The sequence below is a fragment of the Streptomyces coacervatus genome, assembly GCF_029223485.1.
GTDB lineage: Bacteria > Actinomycetota > Actinomycetes > Streptomycetales > Streptomycetaceae > Streptomyces > Streptomyces coacervatus.
Window position 1 is genome coordinate 493,309 of sequence record NZ_JARHTP010000003.1, and the last position, 22,810, is coordinate 516,118.

Consider the following 22,810-nt stretch of genomic DNA (forward strand, 5'->3'; position numbering starts at 1 on the left):
CGGACGCTCCTGTCGGAGTGTCCGGGCTCCAGTGCGCTCAGCGCGTGCTACTGGGTGCGGTTCTCACCGCGGTAGTACTCGAAGACCCAGCCGTACAGGCCGATCATGATGATCGGTGCCGAGAAGTACAGCAGCCACCAGCCGATCGCGATCGACAGGAAGGCGAGCGCACCGCCGACCCCGAGGGCGAGCGGCTGCCAGCTGTGCGGGCTGAAGAACCCGACCTCGCCGGCTTCGTCCGCAACGTCGGCCTCCTTGTTGTCCATCGCGCCCGCGTCGACCCGCTTGGCCGTGAAGCCCAGGTAGAAGCCGACCATGATGCACAGACCGAAGGCCAGGAAGAGCGCCGTGGTACCGGCCGGCTCCTTCGACCACACGCCATAGACAACCGCCATGGCGAGGACGAAGACGCTCAGCCACATGAACATCTTGCCCTGAACCTTCACTTGCCGGCCTCCTTGCCACCAGCCAGAGCCTTTTCACCGTGAGGCGCGTTCTCGAGCATGTCGAGGGCCGCGATCTCAGGGTGGTGCAGGTCGAACGCCGGGGATTCGCTGCGAATCCGCGGCAGGGTGAGGAAGTTGTGCCGCGGCGGCGGGCAGGACGTCGCCCACTCGAGCGAGCGGCCGTAGCCCCACGGGTCGTCGACCTCGACCTTCTTGCCGTACTTGGCCGTCTTCCACACGTTGTAGAGGAACGGCAGGATCGACATGCCGAGCAGGAACGAGCTGATCGTCGAGATCGTGTTCAGGGCGGTGAAGCCGTCGGCCGCGAGGTAGTCCGCGTAACGACGCGGCATGCCCTCGGCGCCCAGCCAGTGCTGCACCAGGAAGGTGCCGTGGAAGCCGACGAAAAGCGTCCAGAAGGTGATCTTGCCGAGGCGCTCGTCGAGCATCTTGCCGGTCATCTTCGGCCACCAGAAGTGGAAGCCGGAGAACATCGCGAAGACGACGGTGCCGAAGACGACGTAGTGGAAGTGCGCCACCACGAAGTACGAGTCCGAGACGTGGAAGTCCATCGGCGGCGAGGCCAGGATGACACCGGTCAGACCGCCGAAGGTGAAGGTGACCAGGAAGCCGGTCGCCCAGAGCATCGGGGTCTCGAAGGACAGGGACCCCTTCCACATCGTTCCGATCCAGTTGAAGAACTTCACGCCGGTCGGTACGGCGATGAGGAACGTCATGAAGGAGAAGAACGGGAGCAGTACACCGCCGGTGACGTACATGTGGTGGGCCCACACGGTCACGGACAGACCCGCGATGGCGATCGTCGCGCCGATGAGGCCCATGTAGCCGAACATCGGCTTGCGGGAGAACACCGGGATGACCTCGGAAATGATTCCGAAGAACGGCAGCGCGATGATGTACACCTCTGGATGGCCGAAGAACCAGAAGAGGTGTTGCCACAGCAAGGCGCCGCCATTGGCCGCGTCGAAGACATGCGCACCGAATTTACGGTCCGCCTCCAGGGCGAACAGCGCAGCCGCGAGGACCGGGAAGGCGAGCAGGACCAGCACCGCGGTCAGCAGCACGTTCCAGCAGAAGATCGGCATGCGGAACATCGTCATGCCGGGGGCGCGCATGCAGATGATCGTGGTGATGAAGTTGACCGAGCCGAGGATGGTGCCGAAGCCGGAGAAGGCCAGACCCATGATCCACAGGTCGGCGCCGACACCCGGCGAATTGACCGCGCTCGACAGCGGCGAGTACGCGAACCAGCCGAAGTCGGCCGCGCCCGACGGGGTGAGGAAGCCGCCCACCGCGATCGTCGAGCCGAACAGGTAGAGCCAGTAGGCGAACATGTTCAGCCGCGGGAACGCCACGTCGGGCGCGCCGATCTGCAACGGCACGATCCAGTTCGTGAAACCGGCGAACAGCGGCGTCGCGAACATCAGCAGCATGATCGTGCCGTGCATCGTGAACGCCTGGTTGAACTGCTCGTTCGACATGATCTGCAGACCGGGCCTGGCGAGCTCGGCGCGCATCAGCAGCGCCATCACGCCGCCGATCAGGAAGAACGCGAACGACGTGACGAGGTACAGCGTTCCGATCGTCTTGTGGTCAGTGGTCGTCAGCCACTTGATCACGACGTTGCCCGGCTGCTTGCGCCTTACCGGCAGCTCATCCGCGTAGTGCGTCTCCGCTGCCCCGGCACCCTGGGGTTCGTTGAGGATGCTCACAGGTTGTTCGTCTCCCGGTTCTTCTCGTGGCTCGTCTGCGCGATGCCGGCGGGAACGTAACCGGTCTGCCCCTTCTTGGCGAGTTCCTGGAGGTGCTTCTCGTACCGGTCCGGGGAGACGACCTTCACGTTGAAGAGCATCCGGGAGTGGTCGACGCCGCAGAGCTCGGCGCACTTGCCCAGGAAGGTGCCCTCCTTGTTGGGGGTCACCTGGAAGGCATTGGTGTGGCCCGGGATGACGTCCATCTTCATCAGGAACGGCACCACCCAGAAGGAGTGGATGACGTCACGCGAGGTGAGGATGAAGCGGACCGTCTTGCCCTCGGGCAGCCACAGGGTCGGGCCCGGGTTGCCGGTCTGCGGGTTCTTCGTGGCCGGCGTACCGACGTCGTAGACACCGCCGGCGTTCGCCGGGAACTCCTTCTTGAACCGGTCCGGAATGGCGGCCAGGTTCGTGTCGGTCTTCGCGTTACCGGTGGACCCGGCGACGGGCTCGATGTAGTTGAAGCCCCAGCTCCACTGGAAGCCGACGACGTTCACCGTCACATCGGGCTTCTTGTCGGTGAGACTGAGCAGCTTCGACTCGTCGCGGGCCGTGAAGTAGAACAGCACCGAGACGATGACGAGCGGAACCACCGTGTACAGCGCCTCGATCGGCATGTTGTACCGGGTCTGCGGAGGAACCTCGACCTTGGTCCGGCTGCGCCTGTGGAACATCGCGCTCCACAGGATCAGACCCCACACCAGCACGCCGGTGGCCAGCGCGGCAGCCCAGGAGCCCTGCCAGAGGGAGAGGATCCGCGGAGCCTCTTCCGTGGTCGGGGTGGGCATACCAAGGCGGGGGAAGTCTTCCCAGTTGTACGAGCAACCGGTGGCTGTCGCCAGGACCAGGCCCGCAGTCATTGCCTGCAGCAGCTTCCGCCGCATCGGGCGCCGCGGCGAGCGGTCGGAGCCGTTGGGACTCACGTAGCGCCTTCCCGAGAGTCTCGCCCGCGCGGATTGGCTGCGGCCTGCCTTCTTCGGTGGTCGGTCGCCGCCCTGCGTCGGGCAGGGGTTTGGATGTTTATGCGGACCAAACCCTAGCCGACGCTCTCCGAGGGTTCGCGGGGAGGGGTGCCTAGTCACTCCGTGGGTTCGCTGGATTGGCGGGTGCGGGTGCGTTGTGGCTTGTCGCGCAGTTCCCCGCGCCCCTAAACGCCTGTTGCCCTGCCCCACGTTTTACGGTTGCCGTGTGTCCTACTTTGACGCTGCATCTGCTGCTCCTCTCCATCCCGTTGCCCGTCAGGCGCTGTTGGCCTCACTTGATGAAGGGTGGGCTGACCCTGCACGCCTGTATCGGGAAGGGCGGCGGGCTCGGATGCTCCTGGATGCGGCTCGGGAGGCCGCTGCCGAGGCTGTGGGGTGCCGTCCCGACGAGCTGGTCTTCACCTCATCCGGCACGCGGGCCGTACACACCGGTGTCGCGGGGGCGTTGGCCGGGCGTCACCGGATTGGGCGTCACCTGATCGTGTCGGCGGTCGAACATTCCTCGGTGCTGCATGCGGCTGACGCGCATGAGGCCGGGGGTGGGAGCGTCACGCAGGTCGGGGTGGACCGGAAGGGCAGGGTGACGCCGGAGTCGTACGCCGGCGCCCTGCGCCCGGACACCGCTCTGGCCTGCCTCCAGTCCGCCAACCACGAGGTGGGGACCGTGCAGCCGGTGGCCGAGGTGGCCGCCCTGTGCCGGGACGCCGGGGTGCCGTTGCTCGTGGATGCTGCGCAGTCGTTGGGGTGGGGGCCGGTCGAAGGGGACTGGTCCGTGCTGGCCGCCAGTGCGCACAAATGGGGCGGGCCCTCGGGGGTGGGGCTGCTCGTTGTGCGGAAAGGGGTGCGGTTTGCGCCGCAAGGACCCGCGGACGAGCGGGAGTCGGGGCGGGCCGCCGGGTTCGAGAATCTGCCCGCCATCGTGGCGGCGGCCGCCTCGCTGCGGGCGGTGCGGGCCGCGGCGGAGCAAGAGGCGGTACTGCTGCGGGAGCTGACGGAGCGGATCCGGGTGCGGGTGCCGCAGTCGGTGCCGGATGTGGAGGTGGTCGGGGATCCGGAGCGGCGGCTGCCGGGGATCGTCACCTTCTCCTGTCTCTATGTCGACGGGGAGACACTGCTGCATGAGCTGGACCGGGAGGGTTTCTCCGTCTCGTCCGGATCGTCCTGCACCAGCAGCACGCTGACGCCCAGCCATGTGCTGAAGGCGATGGGTGTGCTGAGTGAGGGGAATGTGCGGGTTTCGCTGCCGATGGGGACGGCGGAGGAGGACGTCGAGCGGTTCCTGGCGGTGCTGCCGGGGGCGGTGGCGGGGGTGCGGGAGAAGCTGGGGGCGCCGGCTGTGGCGGCGACCGTGCAGCGCGACGTCCTGGTCGTCGACGCCCTCGGCAAGCGCTGCCCGATCCCCGTCATCGAACTCGCCAAGGTCATCGGGGACGTGCCGGTGGGCGGCACGGTGCGGGTCCTGTCCGACGACGAGGCCGCGCGGCTCGACATCCCGGCCTGGTGCGAGATGCGGGGGCAGGAGTACGTCGGTGAGGAGCCGGCGGACCGGGGCTCGGCCTATACGGTCCGCCGGGTGTCGTAGACCCTCGGAGAGTTACGCCAGGTACTTCTGGACCTCCGCGGCGGCCTCGTCGCCGTACGCCTTGGTGAAGCGGTCCATGAAGTGGGCGCGGCGCAGCTGGTACTCCTGGGTGCCGACCGTCTCGATGACCAGGGTGGCGAGCATGCAGCCGACCTGGGCGGCGCGTTCCAGGGAGACGCCCCAGGCGAGGCCGGAGAGGAAGCCGGCGCGGAAGGCGTCGCCGACACCCGTGGGGTCGGCCTTGCGCTCCTCCTCCGCGCAGCCGACCTCGATCGGGTTCTCGCCGTCCCGCTCGATACGGACGCCGCGGGCGCCGAGGGTGGTGACGCGGTGGCCGACCTTGGCGAGGATCTCGGTGTCCGTCCAGCCCGTCTTGGACTCGATGAGGCCCTTCTCGTACTCGTTCGAGAAGAGGTAGGTGGCGCCCTCCAGCAGTATCCGGATCTCGTCGCCGTTCATCCGGGCGATCTGCTGGGAGAAGTCGGCGGCGAAGGGGATCTGGCGGGAGCGGCACTCCTCGGTGTGGCGGAGCATCGCCTCCGGGTCGTCGGCGCCGATCAGGACCAGGTCGAGGCCGCCGACGCGGTCCGCGACGGTCTTCAGCTCGATCTGGCGGGCCTCGCTCATCGCGCCCGTGTAGAAGGAGCCGATCTGGTTGTGGTCGGCGTCCGTGGTGCACACGAAGCGGGCGGTGTGCAGGGTCTCGGAGATACGGACCGAGTCGGTGTCGACGCCGTGCCGGTCCAGCCAGGCGCGGTACTCGTCGAAGTCGAAGCCGGCGGCGCCGACCAGGATCGGGGTCGTGCCGAGCTGACCCATGCCGAAGGCGATGTTGGCGCCGACGCCGCCCCGGCGTACGTCGAGGTTGTCGACCAGGAAGGAGAGCGAGACCGTGTGCAGCTGGTCCGCGACGAGCTGGTCGGCGAAACGGCCGGGGAAGGTCATGAGGTGGTCGGTGGCGATGGAGCCGGTGACTGCGATGCGCACGGCGGGGACTCTCCTGTGGGAGACGGGAGGGCGGATTGACAGTTCACGCTACCGGGTCGTAGCCGGGCTCTGAAGTGGCCAAAACTACCTGATAGTAGATCTTTCTTCGCGGGCCTCTGCGTGCATACGGTTCCGCTATGACGAACCTCAAGGTCCATGCCCCGGCCCCGGTCGACCTGGAAGGCGACCTCGCGTCGCTGCGTGGCGACTGTGCCCGGATGGTCCCCCACTGGGCCGCTCCCGACCGCATCACTTCCCTCCCGGTCTCTCCGTCACTCATCCACGGCGTGACCGTGCCGCCGAAGTCGGCCCGTCTGCTGGACTCGATGTCGGACTACGGCGACTGAGCAGAGGTTTGTAGTCCGGTGCGGCCCGGTGGCCCGGGCCGGCGCATTCGACCCGGTGACACGGGTCGGCGCACTTGAAGGGAACCGCGCGCTCCCCCGCTGCGTCCCATCGCCGTCCCCCGTGAAGGGGATGTGCGATACGACCCTCCAGCAGGCCGTTTTGACAGGGCCGGGTCAGGGTCACAGGACAGCTGTGCAGCCGAAGGAGCGATGCGGTGAACACCGAGCGACCCGACAACGACGCCCCGGACGAGGACGGTGGCGTCGGCGCCGCCGGTTCCGCCGAGGAGCAGGGTGCCGTGGAAGGGCAGGGGGAGGAAGCGGGCGCGGAAGCCATCCGTGCCGAGGTCGAGAAGACCCCCGTGGTCGAGAAGGCCGAGGTCACCGGGGCTCCGACGGCCGACGGGGATGACGCCGACATTCCCGATGCCACCCCCGATCCGGACGCGGAGCAGCCCCGTCCGTCCCGCCGCCGCTCCCCCGTGCTCATCGCCTCCGTCGCCGCTGCCGTGCTGCTGGTGGGAGGCGGCGGGGCGTACCTCGCCGCATCTGCCTCCGGCGGGTCAGGAGGTCGTACGGACTCCGGGTCGTCCGGCGACGGCAGCACTCCCCCGCCGCTTGCGCTCGACGGTTACTCCGAGGGCGGTACGAACGGGATCGCGCCCGGGGAGCCCAACCCGTACGGCGTGAGGTACAAGCTCGCCGGCAGCGTCCCCGACGGCCCCGGCTCCGCACCCGTGTACCGGGCGACGGGCGAGGTCAGCAAGGACGAGGTGGCGCGGCTGGCGAAGGCCCTCGGGCTGGACGGGACGCCGGTGTCGCAGGGGCAGGCCTGGCAGGTCGGGCCGGACAAGGACGGTTCCGGGCCGAGCCTCGTGGTGGACAAGCAGGCGCCCGGGACATGGACGTTCCATCGGTACGCGGCCGGCACCGACGCCTGTCAGAGCGTCACCGCGTGTACGAAGGATCCCGCGAACCCGGCCGGCGACACGGTGAGCGAGGCCGCCGCGAAGAAGGCCGCGGCACCGGTGCTGAAGGCGGTCGGCCAGGACGATGCCAAGGTGGACGCGAGCCAGGTCATGGGCGCTCAGCGGGTGGTGAATGCGAACCCCCTGGTCGGCGGGTTGCCCACATACGGCTGGACGACCGGGCTGACCGTCGGCGCCCAGGGCGAAGTGGTCGGCGGCAGCGGGCAGTTGAAGGCGCCGGTGAAGGGCGACACGTACCCCGTACTGGGCGCGCAGAAGACGCTGGACCTGATGAACGCGGCACCCACGACCGACCACCGCATGGGCATCGGCGGCTGCGCCAGCGCCGTACCGCTGAAGGACCGGCTGGAGGCGCCGTGCGGGCAGTCCACGTCGGGGGCGAGCGGGTCGCCGCAGAAGCAGCCGGCGAGGGAGACCGTCACCGTCGGGGGCGCGGTCTTCGGGCTGGCCGTGCATTCGGTGAACGGGCGGCAGGCGCTGGTGCCGTCATGGCTGTTCCAGGTGAAGGGCGCGGGCGCGCAGAACGGCTTCACGGTGACGTATCCGGCCGTCGACCCGAAGTACCTGGCGTCGAACTCGCCCTCCGGGGCGCCCACCCCTTCGGCGAGCGCGCCGAGCGGCCGGCCGACCACGGCGCCGACCACCCGTGACATCAAGGTGGACAGCTACACGGCCGACGGCACGGATCTGACCGTGACCTTCACCGGCGGGGTGTGCGGCGACTACGCCGCGAAGGCGAGCGAGAGCGCCGACAAGGTGACCGTCACGGTGACCGAGACGCCGTGGAAGGGCAAGATCTGCGTCATGATCGCCAAGGAGATGACGCGGACCGTGCACCTGGACAAGCCGCTCGGTGACCGCACGGTCGTGGGCTCGGACGGCAAGGAGATCACGCAGCCGCACCCGGGGGCGCGGCTGCCGCGGACCACGGCCGGGGTGCAGTAGGGCCTGTCCGGCGGATACACGAAGGCGGCGGCCCTGTCGGAGGGGGCCGCCGCCTTCGGCTTGTTCAGTTGTTCAGCAAGCCGGGGGCTCAGCTGAAGGAGTCGCCGCAGGCGCAGGAGCCCGTCGCGTTCGGGTTGTCGATCGTGAAGCCCTGCTTCTCGATCGTGTCGACGAAGTCGATCGAGGCGCCGCCCAGGTACGGGGCGCTCATACGGTCGGTGACGACCTTGACGCCGCCGAAGTCCTTGACCACGTCTCCGTCGAGGGAGCGCTCGTCGAAGAAGAGCTGGTAGCGCAGGCCGGAGCAGCCGCCGGGCTGAACGGCGACGCGCAGGGCCAGGTCGTCACGGCCTTCCTGGTCGAGCAGGGCCTTGACCTTCGCCGCGGCGGCGTCGGACAGGATGATGCCGTCGGTGACGGTGCTGGTCTCGTCCGATACGGACATCTACATCTCTCCCGGGTTGTACGGAGACTGCTTGCCGACGGTTGCAACCGTCGGGGCCGCGGATTCATTCCGGGCCGGGCAACTTGTCTTTTCGCCTGTTCTTTCATGCTCGCACATGCGAGGCGCAGCGAACAGCGGCCCAAAGGTCCCCGGCCGGTGCGGCACCGGGATTCATGTCACATCGACGCTATGACCATCGTCAAAGTGACGTGAAGCGGGTTATGATAGATAGCGTCAGTTCGACGAAAAGCACTCCCGCAGAGAATATCCGCAGAACAGAAAGGGTGCGTGTCGTGACCACCGCCCAGACCACGGAGCTCGACGTACAGCCGACTCCGCTCGCCCTGCTGCTGCTCGGCCGCGAGGCCGACCCGAAGAGCGAGCGGGGCGTCGAGTGTCCCGGTGACCTGCCCTCGCCGTCCGACCCGGACCTGGTGGCCCGCGCCCGTGCGGCCAAGGAGAAGCTCGGCGACAAGGTCTTCGTGCTCGGCCACCACTACCAGCGCGACGAGGTCATCCAGTTCGCCGACGTCACGGGTGACTCCTTCAAGCTGGCCCGGGACGCGGCGGCGCGTCCGGAGGCCGAGTACATCGTGTTCTGCGGTGTGCACTTCATGGCGGAGTCCGCGGACATCCTGACGTCCGACGACCAGAAGGTGGTCCTGCCGGACCTGGCGGCCGGATGCTCGATGGCCGACATGGCCACCGCCGAGCAGGTCGCCGAGTGCTGGGACGTGCTGACCGAGGCCGGGATCGCCGAGCAGGTCGTACCGGTCTCGTACATGAACTCCTCCGCGGACATCAAGGCGTTCACGGGCAAGCACGGCGGCACGATCTGTACGTCGTCGAATGCCCAGAAGGCCCTGGAGTGGGCCTTCGAGCAGGGCGAGCCCAATTCAACAAAGGTGCTGTTCCTGCCGGACCAGCACCTGGGCCGCAACACCGCCGTCCGCGACATGGGCATGTCCCTGGAGGACTGCGTCGTCTACAACCCGCACAAGCCGAACGGCGGGCTGACCGCCGACCAGCTGCGCGCCGCGAAGATGATCCTTTGGCGCGGTCACTGCTCGGTGCACGGCCGCTTCAGCCTGGAGTCGGTGGAGGACGTGCGCGCCCGGATCCCCGGTGTGAACGTGCTGGTCCACCCCGAGTGCAAGCACGAGGTCGTCGCCGCGGCCGACTACGTCGGCTCGACGGAGTACATCATCAAGGCCCTGGAGGCGGCTCCGGCGGGCTCCAAGTGGGCCATCGGTACGGAGCTCAATCTCGTACGCCGCCTCGCGAACCGTTTCGCGCCCGAGGGCAAGGAGATCGTCTTCCTCGACAAGACGGTCTGCTTCTGCTCGACCATGAACCGCATCGACCTGCCCCACCTGGTCTGGGCCCTGGAGTCGCTGGCCGAGGGGAACCTGGTCAACCGGATCGAGGTCGACAAGGAGACCGAGGCGTTCGCGAAGCTGGCGCTGGAGCGGATGCTGGCGCTGCCGTAGGGCCCGTGCGACCTTTGCTCACCCCGCGGCGGACTTCCGGTCGGGGTGGGCGGGGTCGAGGGAGAAGACGGTGCCGTCCGGGGTGGACGCGATCAGTGCGCCGCCGTACGGCAGCACCTCGGACCTGACCGTGTCGGCGGCCACGAGCCGCTCGGCGTGCGTTCCCGTCTCCCACAGCAGCGTGCCCTTGCGTGCGTCGAGGGCCGCGACCCGGCCGCTGGGGCTGGCCAGGTACAGGGTGCGGGTGCGGGCGTCGTAGGTGGGCCGGCCCGAGCCCTCGACGCTGGTCCGGGTCTGCCACAGCTGTCTGCCGGTCAGCGGGGACACCGCGGTCACCTGGCCGTCGGCCCCGGTGATCCACAGAGTGTCGGCGGCCAGCGTCACCGAGCCCTCGTAGGTCTTCGCCAGCTTCGTCGTGGTGCCGCGACCGGTGTCCGGGTCGGCCAGGAAGATCTTGCCGAAGGTCAGGTCCTCGGGGCGCGCCGGGCCGCTGCCGTCGCCCCCGACCACAAAGGCCGGCCGGCCGCCGACGGCGCCGAGCAGGCCGCTCATGTTCGGGGTCTTCAGACGCCGGACCACCGACCCGTCGATCCGCTTCAGCTCCACGGCCACGGCGGGCTGCGTCTCGTCGTCCGGGAAGCAGTGCTCGTACAGGCGGGAGCCGACCGTCATGAACTGGCAGTAGTCGCCGACGGGCAGCTGCACGGTCCAGCGGTCGGTGCCGGTGCGCGGGGAACGGGCCGTCAGCAGCCGGCCGCTGGTGTCGGTGGTCAGGACGAGGTCGCCGGACAGGCTCAGGTCGACGCTCGTGTCGTTCACCTTGCGGGTCCACAGCTGCTCGCCGCTCTCCGCGTCCAGGGCGACGATGCTGACCGGGCCGTTCGCGGCGCCCTTGTAGACGGCCTGACGGACGAGCACCGCGCCGTCCCGCACGCCGAGGAGCGAGAAGGCCTTCAGCCCTGTCTCTCCGGAGTAGGTGGACGCGAGGGAGGAGCGCCAGACGGTCTTGCCGGTACGGCCGTCAAGGCGTACCGGAAGGATGCCGCTGCCCGCGCAGTAGACCGCGTCCTCGTACCTCTGGCAGGTGGCGTCGCCCGGGTCGCCGCTCTGCTCCCCCTGCAGCGGCTTGACCTCGCCCCGCTGTGCCGTCTTGAACGCCGTCGTCTGCCAGGGCTGCCAGCCGGTGGGCAGCGCCGCCCAGCGGGAGTTCGCGGGCGCGGCGGAACCGGCCGCCGGGGCACCGTCCGGGAAGCCGGGCCCGAACCGCATGTACCACCCCGTCCCCAGGACCAGTACGCCCAACGTGCAGGCGACCGCCAGCCATGGGCGGACCCTGCGGCCTCGCATGCGCCCGGACCGAGTGACCTTTCCGGGCCCCGCGTGGCCGGTCCCGGCGTAGGTCTCCTCAAAGGTCCTCAGGTCGGCCACGCGGAGAGTCGTGGTGTCCGGGTCCATGGGGTCGGACTCGGGCAGGGCCTCGGCGAACTCCTTGGCCAGTACGTCCAGTTGGGGCCGGTCGGCGGCGTCCTTGACCAGACAGCGCTCCAGGACCGCGCGCAACGGCCCCGGTACGCCGTCCAGTCCTGGCTGCTCGTGGACGACCCGGAAGGCGGTCAGGTACGGGCTGTCGGCGTCGAAGGGGCCGCGTCCGGTGGCCGAGAAGACCAGGAGCGCGGCGAGCGAGAAGACGTCCGAGGCGGGTCCGACCGTGCGGGCGTCGGTGAACTGTTCCGGTGACATGAAGGGCGGGGTGCCGATCATCTGGCCGGTCTCGGTGAGGGTCTGGTGGTTCTCGGCGGCGCGGGATATGCCGAAGTCGATGACGCGGGGACCGTCCTCGGCCATCAGGACGTTGGCGGGCTTGAGGTCCCGGTGCACCACTCCGGCCCGGTGGATATCCTGCAGCGCCTCCACCAACCCCAGGGCCAGCCGGCGCAGTTCGGTGCCCTTGAGGGCGCCGTGGTCGCGGATCCGTTCGGCGAGGGAGCTGCCCGGGACGTACTGGGTCGCCATCCAGGGCCGTATCGCCTCCGGGTCGGCGTCCACCACGGGCGCGGTGAACGCGCCGCTGACCTTGCGGACGGACTCGATCTCCTGCCGGAAGCGGGCGCGGAAGACCTTGTCCTCCGCGTACTGGGCGTGCACCACTTTGACGGCGACGTCACGCCCGGAGCGGGATCTGCCCCAGTAGACGACGCCCATGCCTCCGGAGCCGAGCCGGTCGACCAGCTTGTACCCGCCGACCGATTTCGGGTCGTCCTTGTGCAGTGGCACCGCCCGGATTCCCTTCCGCTGCAGAGCAGTTCGAGCCCACAGGATACGTAGGGGGACGGCCGCGGCGGGTGGGACGCCTGCGCGGCCCGGTCCAGCCCGTCGTGGCCGACACGCCACTGCTGGCACCCCTTGAACTCGCCCGCATAGCATGATCGTTCACTTGTGCGATGAGCAATGAAAATCTGCGACCTCCACGAAATCTACGAAGGGGCTGGAGTGAACGCCGAAGCCTTGCGGCTGCGACTGGCGAATCTGGCGGCGACCGGGCAGGGCGAACTCCGGGCGCTGGTCGGCGAGTTCCGGCGCAGTGAGGTGCTGGTGCCGGTGGTGGACGGCTCGCTGCTGTCGGCCGAGGCGGGCGGCATCCGGTGGCTGTTCGTGTTCACGGACGACGCGGCGCTGGCGCGGTTCGCGGAGGCACGCGGTGAGGCGGTGCCCGAGCGGGTGGCCGTGTATGGGGCGCTGCTGCTGGATCAGGTGGTGCCGGGGGTGGGCGGGCCGGTCGGGATCGCGGTGGATGCAGGCAGTTCGGCGGGTCTGGTGCTGCCTCCGGTGACGGGGATCGTGCCGGACGCGGTGGCCGTGGATGCGGCGGGGGCGGCCTCATGAGTGGCGGCGGCTACCAGGTCGATCCGGAGGCGCTGGCCCGGATAACCAAGGGCATCAACCAGGCGATGGACGAGCTGAAGGACTTCGGCTTCGACATCGAGGCGAATCTGGGCCGCGGTTTCGGCGGTCTGCAGCTGGAGGGCCTGGAGGTCGGGGATGCGGGTCTGCATCAGGTCTTCGCCGGCTTCTGCGAGCGGTGGGGCTGGGGGGTGCGCTCGCTGATGCAGGACGCCAACGGGTTCGCGGAGCGGCTGAATCTGTCGGCGGGGCTGTACCACGAGCAGGAGCAGTACGCGTCGAACACGCTGAAGGGGGTGTGGACGGCGGCGATGGGCAACCCCGGCCTGTCCCCGGAGCAGGCCGAGCAGCGCTCCTGGTCGGAGACGTTCAGGGACAACGCGGTCTCCCAGGTCGCGGGCGCGGATTACAGCGCGGGGTCGTTCACTTCGGGCGGGGAGGAGATCGGGCAGGCCTGGGCGCAGGCGGAGGAGGACGTGGAGACGTCGACGGTGACCCCGGACGCGCTGTTCGATCCGCGTACGGACTGGCAGTGGGGCGGCCCGCCGCAACCCAGGAGCGAATCGTTCCAGCCCAAGGCCGACACGTCCGGCGAGGCTGAGCGCTGATGGGTCTGGGGGATTGGGTCGACAAGGCCGGTGACGGCCTGGAGAACGCTGCCAAGAGCGTGAACAAGGGCGTCGGCAAGGCCGTCAACTGGACTGCGGACCAGGGAGCGGACGTCCTGTCGGCGGTCGGCGCGGACGGTGTGGCCGAGGACGTGCGCGACTTCGGTGAGGGTGTGAACAACCGGCTGGGCGGCGAGGTCGCCGAGCGGGCGCTGGGCGAGAGCGAGGATCCCAGGGAGCTGGTGCACGGCAGTGCGGGGGCGCTGGAGGCACGGGCCAGGCATCTGCAGAAGTTCTCCCAGGCGTTCGAGAACGTCGGCCAGGGGATGCGGTCGCTGGATGCCGGTGAGTGGCAGGGCGAGGCCGGGGACGCCTTCCGGGCGAAGTTCGAGGTGCATCCCAAGCAGTGGCTGACGGCGGCCGATGCGTGCGAGGAGGCGGCCAAGGCGCTGGACGCGTACGCGGGCATGGTGCGCTGGGCGCAGGAGCAGGCGCAGCTGGCGATCGACGCCTACCGCCATGCGCAGGAGGTCAGCAGGCGGGCCGCGGATGAGCACGAAGCCAGGGTGCAGGCGTACGGCCGGGCGGCCGAGCAGTACAACGCGAAGCTCCTGGTGGGCCAGGACCCCGGCCCGAAACCGGCCGAGCCGGGCGCCTTCACCGACCCGGGGACAACGGGCCGGGAGGAGGCGGAGGACATCCTGGACCACGCGCGCCGCCAGCGCACCGAAGCCGCCCGCGATGCACAGCGCCGTATCGCCGACGCCCTCGAACTGGCCCCGCCGAAGCCGGAGTTCACCGACCGCCTCGGCGCGGACGCCAAGGACGCCTTCGTGGGCATGCAGCTGAACTCGGTCCATTTCGCGGGCGGTTTCCTCAGAGGCGGCGCGGACGTGCTGAAGCTGGCCCGCACGGTCAACCCGCTGGACGTCTACAACCTCACCCACCCCGGCGAGTGGCTGAAGAACTCCAACATGGTGCTGGCCGGGCTGGTGGGCACCGCCGCCCATCCCGAACGCCTGCCCATGTCGTTGCTGGGCACCGGCTGGAAGAGCGATCCGGGCGACGCGCTCGGGTACCTCGCCTCGAATCTGGTCGGCGGCAAGGGCGCGGGCGGGATGGCCCGGGCGGCGGCCGGTGATGCCGCTCGCGTGGCGGTGCGCGATGCGGCGCGAGCGGCTGCGAAGGACGCCGTGGAGCAAGGGGCGCGCCGGAGCGTCGGCGAGCAGCTCAAGGGCTTCGCCAGGCAGGTCCGGTGCAAGCTGTTCGGCGACCCCGTCGACATGGCCACGGGCCGCATGGTGCTCCCGCAGACGGACGTGACCCTGCCCGCCAAGCTGCCCCTGGTCTTCACCCGGCAGTTCGAGTCCTGGTACCGGGCGGGCCGCTGGTTCGGCCCGAGCTGGACGTCCACCGCCGACCAGCGCCTGGAGATCGACGCCGAGGGCGTCATCTTCATCCGCGACAACGGCTCACTGCTGGCCTACCCGCACCCGGCGCCCGGCGTGCCGACGCTGCCCCTGGAGGGCGGCCGCCACCCCCTGACCGTCGACGCATACGGCGACTACACCGTCACCGACCCCGACTCCGGCCGCACCTGGTACTTCGCAGGCCCGGGCGGCGACGGCAACGGCATCGCGCTCCTGGCACAGATCACCGACCGCTCGGGCCAGTGGCTCGCCTTCGACTATGACGACGAGGCCGCCCCCACCGGGATCGTGCACTCGGCCGGCTACCACCTCAAGATCGAGACGTCCGGCAAGCGGATCACGGCCCTGCACCTGGCCGACGCCGACGCAGAGGGCGGTGACGTCGAACTGGTCCGCTTCGGCTACGACGAGCACGGCCACCTGGCGGCGGTCACGAACTCGTCCGGCATCCCGACCCGTTTCACCAACGACTCCGCCGGCCGCATCACCGCCTGGACGGACACGAACAACTCGTCGTACGGCTACGTCTACGACGACGAGGGCCGCTGCACGTCCCAGTCGGGCGAAGCAGGCCACCTGCGCAACACGTTCGCCTACGGCGAGGTGGACCCGGAGACCGGCCATCGCATCATCACGGCGACCAACTCCCTGGGCCACAGCACGCGTTACCAGGTCAACGGCGAACTGCAGGTGGTCGCTGAGACGGGCCCGGACGGAGCGGTCACACGCACCACGTACGACCGCTACGACCGCCCCCTGACAGTCACCGACCCCCTGGGCCGGACACTGAGCCACGCCTACGACGGGGCGGGCCGCATGGTGATGGCCGTCCGCCCGGACGGCCGCTACACCAGCATCGGCTACGACGACCGGGGCCTGCCGATCTCCATGGCGGGCGCCGACGGCACGCGTACCAGCCAGCAGTTCGACGAATTCGGCAACCGCACGCAGGTGACCGACTCCTCCGGGGCGACGACCCGTTTCGCCTACGACGCCCTCGGCCACCTGTCGGCGGTAACGGACGCAACGGGCGCGACGACGGCAGTCCGCTGCAATCCCGCGGGCCTCCCCCTGGAGATCACGGACCCCCTGGGCGCCGTGACCCGCTACGAACGTGACACTTTCGGCCGCCCTGTCACGATCACGGACCCGACCGGTGCGGTGACCCGCCTGGAGTGGACGGTCGAGGGCCGCCCGGCCCGCCGTACCGCCGCCGACGGCACCACCGAATCCTGGACGTACGACGGTGAGGGCAATTGCACCACCCACACCGACGCCATGGGCGCCGTCTCCCGCTACGAATACACGCACTTCGACCTGATGTCGGCCCGCACCGGCCCGGACGGCGTGCGCTACACCTTCGATCACGACACGGAACTCCACCTGACCAGGGTCACCAACCCACAGGGCCTGACCTGGAGTTACGAGTACGACGCGACGGGCCGTCTGATCGCGGAGACGGACTTCGACGACCGCGCGGTGACCTACGAGCACGACACGGCCGGTCAACTGACCGCCAGCACGACGGCCTCCGGCCAGACCATCCGCTTCGAACGGGACGTCCTGGGCCGTGTGGTGCAGAAGAACGCGGCCGGAACGGTCACGACGTACGCGTACGACACGACGGGCGGCCTGTCCCGGGCAACCAGCCCGGACGCAGTCCTGGAGCTACAGCGGGACGAGACGGGCCGCCTGATATCCGAGACGGTCAAAGGCCGCACGCTCACCTACACCTACGACGTCCTGGGCCGCCGCATCGGCCGCACCACACCGACCGGTGCAACCAGCACCTGGGCCTACGACCCGGCAGGCAACCGCACCGAACTGACCACGTGCGGCCACACCCTCGCCTTCACCCACGATGCGGCGGGCCGCGAAACCACCCGGCACATCAGCGAGAACCTGACCCTCACCAACGCCTTCGACCCCGTGGGCCGCCTGACGAAACAGGAACTCACCGGCCCGGCCGGCAGACACCTCCAGCACCGCGCCTATACGTACCGCGCGGACGGCAACCTGACCGGCATCGACGACCACCTCAACGGTCCTCGCCGCTTCGAACTGGACGCAGCAGGCCGGGTCACCGCGGTCCAGGCCAACAACTGGACGGAGTCGTACGCCTACGACACGGCAGGCAACCAGACCCAGGCCACCTGGCCGACCTCCATGCCGGGCCAGGAGGCAACCGGCGACCGCACCTACACAGGCACCCGCATCACCCGCGCGGGCAACGTCCGCTACGAACACGACGAAGCGGGCCGCATCACCCTGCGCCAGAAAACCCGCCTGTCCCGCAAACCGGACACCTGGCGCTACACCTGGGACGCCGAAGACCGCCTCACGTCCGTGGTCACCCCGGACAACACCACCTGGCGCTACCGCTACGACCCCCTGGGCCGCCGCATCGCCAAACAACGCCTCGCCACAGACAGCGAAACGGTCCTGGAACAGGTGGACTTCACCTGGGACGGCACCACCCTGTGCGAACAAACCACGCACACTCCCGGCACCACCCAGCCCGCTGTCACCCTCACCTGGGACCACAACGGCCTGCACCCCCTGACCCAGACCGAGCGCAAGACTCTGGCCGACGCGCCCCAGGAAGAGATCGACTCCCGCTTCTACGCCATCGTCACCGACCTCATCGGCACCCCGGCCGAACTCGTCGACGAACACGGCGACATCGCCTGGCGAACCCGCACCACCCTCTGGGGCACCACCACCTGGAACCGCACCGCCGCCGCCTACACCCCCCTGCGCTTCCCCGGCCAGTACCACGACCCCGAAACGGGTCTCCACTACAACTACTTCCGCCACTACGACCCCGAAACCGCCCGCTACACAACCCCCGACCCGCTCGGCCTCGCACCCGCACCCAACCCAGGAACGTACGTACCCAATCCGGTTGTCTGGAGCGACCCACTTGGCCTGGCACCCGGGATTTGCTCTCAAACGGGCCAGGCAATTAATCCCAGGGGGTACTCATCACTTTTTGAAATGCAGCTCGACCCATCAGATTTCGGAAGAAGTCGCAGCGTACATTTTAATCGAGCCAACGCCGCGCTCGATGAAGCCATAAAGGCCGACCCTGATCTAGGTAAGTATTTGGATCGATTCTCTCCCGGGATCGCTGATCAAGTGAGTGAGGTCGGAGGTCGAAGGAACCCTATCGGCCACACATGGCAGCACGAGCCATCGGCGAACGCGGGTGGACATCAGGGAGTAATGCGCCTGGTTCCCACGTACCAACATTCCCCCGGCTCTCCATGGTGGGATGTTCTGCATCCTGGGAATGCAGGAGGGTACGCTGAGTGGGCAGTGCCTAACGGTGCACCACCCAATCGTAGAGGATGAAACATGTCTTACTTCATGAACAACACCATGGGAGAATCAATTGATGAACCCAACGAAGCGAGAATTCGCGAAGTTCTAACAGAACTACAGGAGGCTGACAATGAGCACTTTGATGTATCTCTCGTCCATGAATCTGGATGGTCCCTGAGCGTCTACCCGGACAAGGCACTGATCTGGGAAAACGTCAACGATGATGCGACTCGGCCACGTGAACTCACACTTGGCTCCTGGCAAGGCGTCATCGACGTTCTCTTGAAACTGTCCCGGGGGGATATCTCGGCAGTGCATTCGCTAAACTGGCGAGAGAGTTGAGAAATCGTTCAAGGCGTCCGGGTTCAGGTCGGGCAGACCAATGACGAATTGAATTCCTCACCGACGTCGGAATTGACAATCCGTCGATAGGTTTGACGAATCCGTGCTGCGGCGACCGGTCGGCAGCAGGGACTTCATGTTCAAACTGTGCACCCAACAGCTCCACCGTGGCCTACGAGGAGGGCATCGAGGTCAGCCACCTCCACGAGGACCGAGCTGAGCTCTGTCCGGTGGCGCCGGAGCAGTTACAGCAATGCCAACGGGGGCGATTGGTCGAAATCGCCGAAAGCCTCCCCGGCGTCGTCCCCCGACCGTCATCTTGTGCCACGATCGAGGGAACGGTTCCCGATCTCGTGAACAGGTGATCTTCCGATGGCTCAGTCTGGCGAGCGACCGAAGGAGGGGCGTGACATGACTGCCGTGGCACAGGAACCGATCACGCAGGAGCTCCTGCTGGAGTGGTTTCTCGCCCTGGAGACCCCAGAGGGCTTCCAGGCCGAGCTGATCGAGGGAGAGCTCGTCGTGACACCGCCGCCGGACGGGGACCACGAGGACTACATCAGCCTCATCGTGAGCCAGGTGATCAGGCGGTCCCGGACCGACATGCAGTTCTCCGGAAACAAGGGACTGAGGCTGGAGAAAGCAGAGGGTCAACCGCAGGACCACGTCATCCCTGACGGCACGTTCGCCCCCCTCGAGCTGCGACTCTACCGAGGCGCGGACCCGTGGATGCCCTGCCAGGGCGTTGCCATGGTGCTGGAGGTGACTTCCAGCAAACCCAAGACCGACCGCGAGGCCAAACGTCGCTGCTACGCCCGTGGCGGCATCCCCCTCTATCTGCTTGTCGACCGCGGCACCTCCGAGGTCACCCTGTTCAGCGACCCGGAGAACAGCGACTACCAGCAGCGCTGCACCCTCGCCTTCGGCAAGCCCCTCGCCCTCCCGGAACCGTTCGCCTTCGAACTGGACACCACGGACTTCCTCTGACTTCGTCGCAGCGGGCCGGCTCACACGATCGTGCGGGCCGGCCCGCTGCGCTGACTACACCCCTGCGGGTTCCAGCACCTCTGCCTCCTCGGACTGCTGGGACCCCCGCTTCGCCGCCCGCTTCTCAGCCCGCCGCTCCTTGCGGAGTTCCAGCATCGCGTACAGCGTCGGGACCAGGAGGAGGGTCAGGAGGGTCGAGGTGATCAGGCCGCCGATCACGACCACCGCCAGGGGCTGGGCGATGAAGCCGCCCTCGCCTGTGACGCCCAGCGCCATGGGGAGGAGGGCGAAGATCGTCGCCAGCGCCGTCATCAAGATCGGCCGCAACCGGTGGCGGCCTCCTTCCACCACGGCCTCCACGACGCCGTAACCCTGCTTCCGGTACTGGTTGATCAGATCGATCAGCACGATCGCGTTCGTCACCACGATGCCGATCAGCATCAGCATGCCGATCATCGCGGGGACGCCCATCGGGGTGCCGGTGGCGACCAGGAGGCCGATCGCGCCCGTTGCCGCGAAGGGGATGGAGACGAGGAGGATCAGGGGCTGAGCCAGGGAGCGGAAGGTCGCCACCAGGAGCATGAAGACGATCGCGATCGCCGCCAGCATTGCCAGGCCCAGGTTCTTGAATGCGCTGTCCTGGTCGGACGTGACGCCTCCGATCTCCGCCTTGGCGCCCGCCGGGAGCTTCAGGGTCTTGATCTTGGACTGCAGCTTCGTGCTCACCGCGCCCGTGTTGTCGCCCGTCGGCTTTGCGGTGATGGTCGCGGCGCGTTGGCCGTCGATGCGGGTCATCGAGACCGGGCCGTCGGTCAGCTTCACCGTTGCGATGTCGCCCAGTTTCACCGGGCCGAGCTGCAACCTCTTCAGTTGGTCGAGCGTTGTCGCCGGGCTCGCCGATTTGATGACTACGTCGCGTTCGGTGTCGTCCAGGATCGCCTTGGCCGCCGTGGTGCCCTTTACTGATTGGGCCACCGCCGCTCCCAGCGTCTGGTCGTTGAAACCCGCCGCGGCGGCACGGGAGTTGGCCTTGACCGAGATGCGCGGCACGCTCTGCGAGAGGTCGCTGGTGACGTCCGTGACGTGGTCCAGGCCCGCCACCGCTGCGCGCACCTGTTCCGAGGCCTTGCGCAGGACATCCCCGTCGGCCGCCTTCACGACCACGCTCAGGTCCTGGTTGCCGAAGCCGTCGCCGGCCGAGACGGTGGTCGTACCGATGCCGGAGAGCTTCTTCAGGCCCGATTCGATGTCGTCCTGGACATGTGTGGCCGACGCGCCGTCCGCCAGCATCACCTGGTACGACGCATGGTTGGTGTCCGTGCTGCCGCCGAAGGCCGCCATGAAGCCGGACGAGCCGACCGTCACCTGGTAGTCCTTGACGCCCTTCACTCCGGCGAGCAGCTGCTCGACCTTCTTCGCCTGTACGTCGGTCGCCGCCAGGCTGGTTCCCGGCTTCAACTCCTGCTTGACGGTGAGGACTTCCTGATCGCCCTGGTCGAAGAAGTTCGTCTTGAGGAGGGGCGCCATACCGAACGTGCCCACCAGGATCACGACCGCCAGCAGCACGCTGGTCAGCCGGCGGCGGGTGGCGAAGCGCAGGACAGGGACGTAGAAGCGCTGGAGACGGCTGCTCGCCTCCTTCTGCTCGGCCTTGCGGCGGGCCTCTTCCGCGTCTTCCGGCGTGCCCTTCGGGGCGCGCAGGAACCAGTACGACAGGACCGGTACGACCGTCAGGGAGACGACCAGCGACGCCAGCAGGGCCGCCGTCACCGTCAGGCTGAACGGGCCGAACAGCTGGCCCACCATGCCGCCGACCAGGCCGATCGGGAGGAAGACGGCGACCGTGGTGAGGGTCGAGGACGTCACCGCGCCGGCCACCTCGCGGACGGCACTCAGAATCGCCGCCTGGCGCTCCTCGCCGTAGCCGAGGTGGCGTTTGATGTTCTCCAGGACGACGATCGAGTCGTCCACGACCCGGCCGATGGCTATGGTCAGGGCGCCGAGCGTCAGCATGTTGAGGGACAGGTCGCGCGTCCACAGGACGATCAGGGCCAGTACGACCGAGAGCGGGATGCTCACCGCCGTGACGAGCGTCGAGCGGACCGACGCCAGGAAGACCAGGATCACCAGGACCGCGAAGAGCAGGCCCAGTCCGCCCTCCGTCGTCAGGCCGCTGATGGCCTTCGAGACCGCCGGGCCCTGGTCGCTGACGACCGTGATCTTCGTGCCGGAGCCCAAGTCGCCCCGCAGGCCCGGGAGTTTGTCCTTGACCGCCTTCGAGATGGCGACCGCGCTGCCGTCGTGGTCCATGGTGACCGTCACGGCGAGGGACGGCTTGCCATCGGTGCGCGTGATGGAGTCGGCGGTGGCCTGCTGCTGCTTGACGGTGGCCACGTCACCCAGGCGCACCGGCTTCTTCGCCGCGGCCGAAGCGGTGCCCTCGCCCGTGACCATCAGGTCCTCGATCTGGGCGAGCGAGGTGAAGCCGCCGCCGACCTGGACGGTGCGGTTGTGGCCGCCCTCGTCGAAGGAACCGGCCGGGACGGTCGCGCCGCCCGCCTGCAGGGCCTGGCCCAACGAAGCACTGCTGAGGCCCGCCCGCGCCAGCTTCCTGTCGTCCGGTGTGACGGTGACCTGCAGGTCCCGTACGCCGTCGACCGTGACCTGACCGACGCCGTCGATGTCCTTCAGATCCGGTACGACGGTCTTGTCGAGCCGGTCGGCGAGAGCCTGCTGGTCCTTGCCCGAGGTGACGGCGAGGACGACGGTCGGGATGTCGTCGGTCGAGCCCGCGACGACCTGCGGATCGACACCGTCCGGGAGCTGGGCGCGGGCCCGGTTGACGGCCTGCTGGACGTCGGCGACGAGCTGCTTGGTGTCGTTGCCGTAGTCGAAGGACGCCATGATGACGGCGTTGCCCTCACTGGCGGTGGAGGTGACGCCCGAAATGCCGTCCACGGCTTCGAGGTTGTTCTCGACGGGCTCCACGACCTGCTTCTCGACCACGTCCGGAGACGCGCCCTGATACGGCGCCAGGACGGACACCACGGGCAGTTCGATGGAGGGCAGCAGCTGCTGCTTGAGCTGGGGTATCGCTATCGCCCCGAAGGCGAGCGCGATGATGGACATCAGACCGATCAGGGCCCGTTGCGCGAGGCTGAACCTGGACAGCCAGGACATGGGTCAGGGTTCTCGATTCTGTGAGCGGCGGCAGAAGTGGCCACCTACA

The 22,810-nt window shown here is 68.4% G+C and carries 16 protein-coding genes; 9 read left to right on the forward strand and 7 right to left on the reverse strand.

The genetic code is table 11. From position 1 onward, the window contains the following. Positions 1-47: 47 nt before the first annotated feature. The 3 genes from P2Q00_RS09800 to ctaC are packed head-to-tail and all read right to left on the reverse strand — an operon-like array spanning position 48 to position 3,144. Positions 48-446, reverse strand: a complete 399-nt coding sequence (locus P2Q00_RS09800; protein ID WP_275771504.1) for a cytochrome c oxidase subunit 4 — start codon at positions 444-446, stop codon at positions 48-50. Continuing rightward, complete coding sequence (gene ctaD / locus P2Q00_RS09805; RefSeq protein ID WP_275771506.1) at positions 443-2,179, reverse strand: aa3-type cytochrome oxidase subunit I; 1,737 nt, start codon at positions 2,177-2,179, stop codon at positions 443-445. Before ctaD ends, P2Q00_RS09800 begins: the two co-directional genes overlap by 4 nt. Then, complete coding sequence (ctaC, locus tag P2Q00_RS09810) at positions 2,176-3,144, reverse strand: aa3-type cytochrome oxidase subunit II (RefSeq protein ID WP_275771508.1); 969 nt, start codon at positions 3,142-3,144, stop codon at positions 2,176-2,178. Before ctaC ends, ctaD begins: the two co-directional genes overlap by 4 nt. Before the next feature lie 265 nt (positions 3,145-3,409). On the opposite strand from ctaC, the gene P2Q00_RS09815 reads away from it, so the two are divergent. Further along, positions 3,410-4,786 (forward strand): cysteine desulfurase/sulfurtransferase TusA family protein, encoded by a 1,377-nt coding sequence (locus tag P2Q00_RS09815; RefSeq protein WP_275771510.1) that lies wholly within the window; start codon positions 3,410-3,412, stop codon positions 4,784-4,786. 12 nt (positions 4,787-4,798) lie between these two features. On the opposite strand, the gene P2Q00_RS09820 is transcribed toward P2Q00_RS09815, so the two are convergent. Continuing rightward, a complete protein-coding gene (locus tag P2Q00_RS09820; RefSeq protein ID WP_275771511.1) occupies positions 4,799-5,773 on the reverse strand; it encodes a carbohydrate kinase family protein in 975 nt (324 codons plus the stop codon). 137 nt (positions 5,774-5,910) lie between these two features. Between P2Q00_RS09820 and P2Q00_RS09825 the strand changes: the two genes are divergently transcribed. Beyond that, a complete protein-coding gene (locus P2Q00_RS09825) occupies positions 5,911-6,120 on the forward strand; it encodes a hypothetical protein (protein WP_275771512.1) in 210 nt (69 codons plus the stop codon). A gap of 215 nt (positions 6,121-6,335) precedes the next feature. Continuing rightward, positions 6,336-8,054 carry a hypothetical protein gene (locus P2Q00_RS09830; protein ID WP_275771515.1) on the forward strand — a complete coding sequence of 573 codons (1,719 nt, stop codon included), beginning with the start codon at positions 6,336-6,338 and terminating at the stop codon, positions 8,052-8,054. A gap of 88 nt (positions 8,055-8,142) precedes the next feature. Here the strand turns inward: P2Q00_RS09830 and P2Q00_RS09835 are convergent, their stop codons facing one another. Further along, positions 8,143-8,499: an iron-sulfur cluster assembly accessory protein gene (locus P2Q00_RS09835; protein ID WP_030582488.1), complete on the reverse strand. Its 357-nt coding sequence runs from the start codon at positions 8,497-8,499 to the stop codon at positions 8,143-8,145. Positions 8,500-8,792: 293 nt separating this feature from the next. Between P2Q00_RS09835 and nadA the strand changes: the two genes are divergently transcribed. Next, positions 8,793-9,989 (forward strand): quinolinate synthase NadA, encoded by a 1,197-nt coding sequence (gene nadA / locus P2Q00_RS09840; protein WP_275771524.1) that lies wholly within the window; start codon positions 8,793-8,795, stop codon positions 9,987-9,989. An 18-nt stretch (positions 9,990-10,007) separates the two neighbouring features. Here the strand turns inward: nadA and P2Q00_RS09845 are convergent, their stop codons facing one another. Then, on the reverse strand, positions 10,008-12,263 hold the full coding sequence (locus P2Q00_RS09845) for a serine/threonine-protein kinase (RefSeq protein ID WP_275771526.1): 2,256 nt from the start codon (positions 12,261-12,263) through the stop codon (positions 10,008-10,010). Positions 12,264-12,479: 216 nt separating this feature from the next. Between P2Q00_RS09845 and P2Q00_RS09850 the strand changes: the two genes are divergently transcribed. The 5 genes from P2Q00_RS09850 (at position 12,480) to P2Q00_RS09870 (ending at position 19,581) form a co-directional block, all read left to right on the forward strand. After that, on the forward strand, positions 12,480-12,872 hold the full coding sequence (locus P2Q00_RS09850) for an SseB family protein (protein ID WP_275771527.1): 393 nt from the start codon (positions 12,480-12,482) through the stop codon (positions 12,870-12,872). Further along, on the forward strand, positions 12,869-13,498 hold the full coding sequence (locus P2Q00_RS09855; RefSeq protein ID WP_275771530.1) for a hypothetical protein: 630 nt from the start codon (positions 12,869-12,871) through the stop codon (positions 13,496-13,498). Before P2Q00_RS09850 ends, P2Q00_RS09855 begins: the two co-directional genes overlap by 4 nt. Continuing rightward, on the forward strand, positions 13,498-18,282 hold the full coding sequence (locus tag P2Q00_RS09860) for a putative T7SS-secreted protein (RefSeq protein ID WP_275771532.1): 4,785 nt from the start codon (positions 13,498-13,500) through the stop codon (positions 18,280-18,282). The genes P2Q00_RS09855 and P2Q00_RS09860 overlap by 1 nt, the downstream gene beginning before the upstream one ends. A gap of 3 nt (positions 18,283-18,285) precedes the next feature. After that, positions 18,286-18,594: a hypothetical protein gene (locus P2Q00_RS09865; RefSeq protein WP_275771534.1), complete on the forward strand. Its 309-nt coding sequence runs from the start codon at positions 18,286-18,288 to the stop codon at positions 18,592-18,594. A 411-nt stretch (positions 18,595-19,005) separates the two neighbouring features. Continuing rightward, entirely contained in the window at positions 19,006-19,581 is a 576-nt protein-coding gene (locus P2Q00_RS09870; RefSeq protein ID WP_275771535.1) for a Uma2 family endonuclease, read from the forward strand. 54 nt (positions 19,582-19,635) lie between these two features. Here P2Q00_RS09870 and P2Q00_RS09875 read toward each other — a convergent pair whose 3' ends face one another. Continuing rightward, positions 19,636-22,761 carry an efflux RND transporter permease subunit gene (locus tag P2Q00_RS09875; RefSeq protein ID WP_275771537.1) on the reverse strand — a complete coding sequence of 1,042 codons (3,126 nt, stop codon included), beginning with the start codon at positions 22,759-22,761 and terminating at the stop codon, positions 19,636-19,638. Positions 22,762-22,810: the final 49 nt, after the last annotated feature.

Coding starts and splice junctions, on each gene's coding strand:
- P2Q00_RS09835 (WP_030582488.1), bottom strand. CDS start 8,499: ATGTCCGTATCGGACGAGACCAGCACCGTCACCGACGGCATCATCCTG.
- P2Q00_RS09825 (WP_275771512.1), top strand. CDS start 5,911: ATGACGAACCTCAAGGTCCATGCCCCGGCCCCGGTCGACCTGGAAGGC.
- P2Q00_RS09865 (WP_275771534.1), top strand. CDS start 18,286: ATGTCTTACTTCATGAACAACACCATGGGAGAATCAATTGATGAACCC.
- P2Q00_RS09870 (WP_275771535.1), top strand. CDS start 19,006: ATGACTGCCGTGGCACAGGAACCGATCACGCAGGAGCTCCTGCTGGAG.
- P2Q00_RS09855 (WP_275771530.1), top strand. CDS start 12,869: ATGAGTGGCGGCGGCTACCAGGTCGATCCGGAGGCGCTGGCCCGGATA.
- P2Q00_RS09875 (WP_275771537.1), bottom strand. CDS start 22,761: ATGTCCTGGCTGTCCAGGTTCAGCCTCGCGCAACGGGCCCTGATCGGT.
- P2Q00_RS09860 (WP_275771532.1), top strand. CDS start 13,498: ATGGGTCTGGGGGATTGGGTCGACAAGGCCGGTGACGGCCTGGAGAAC.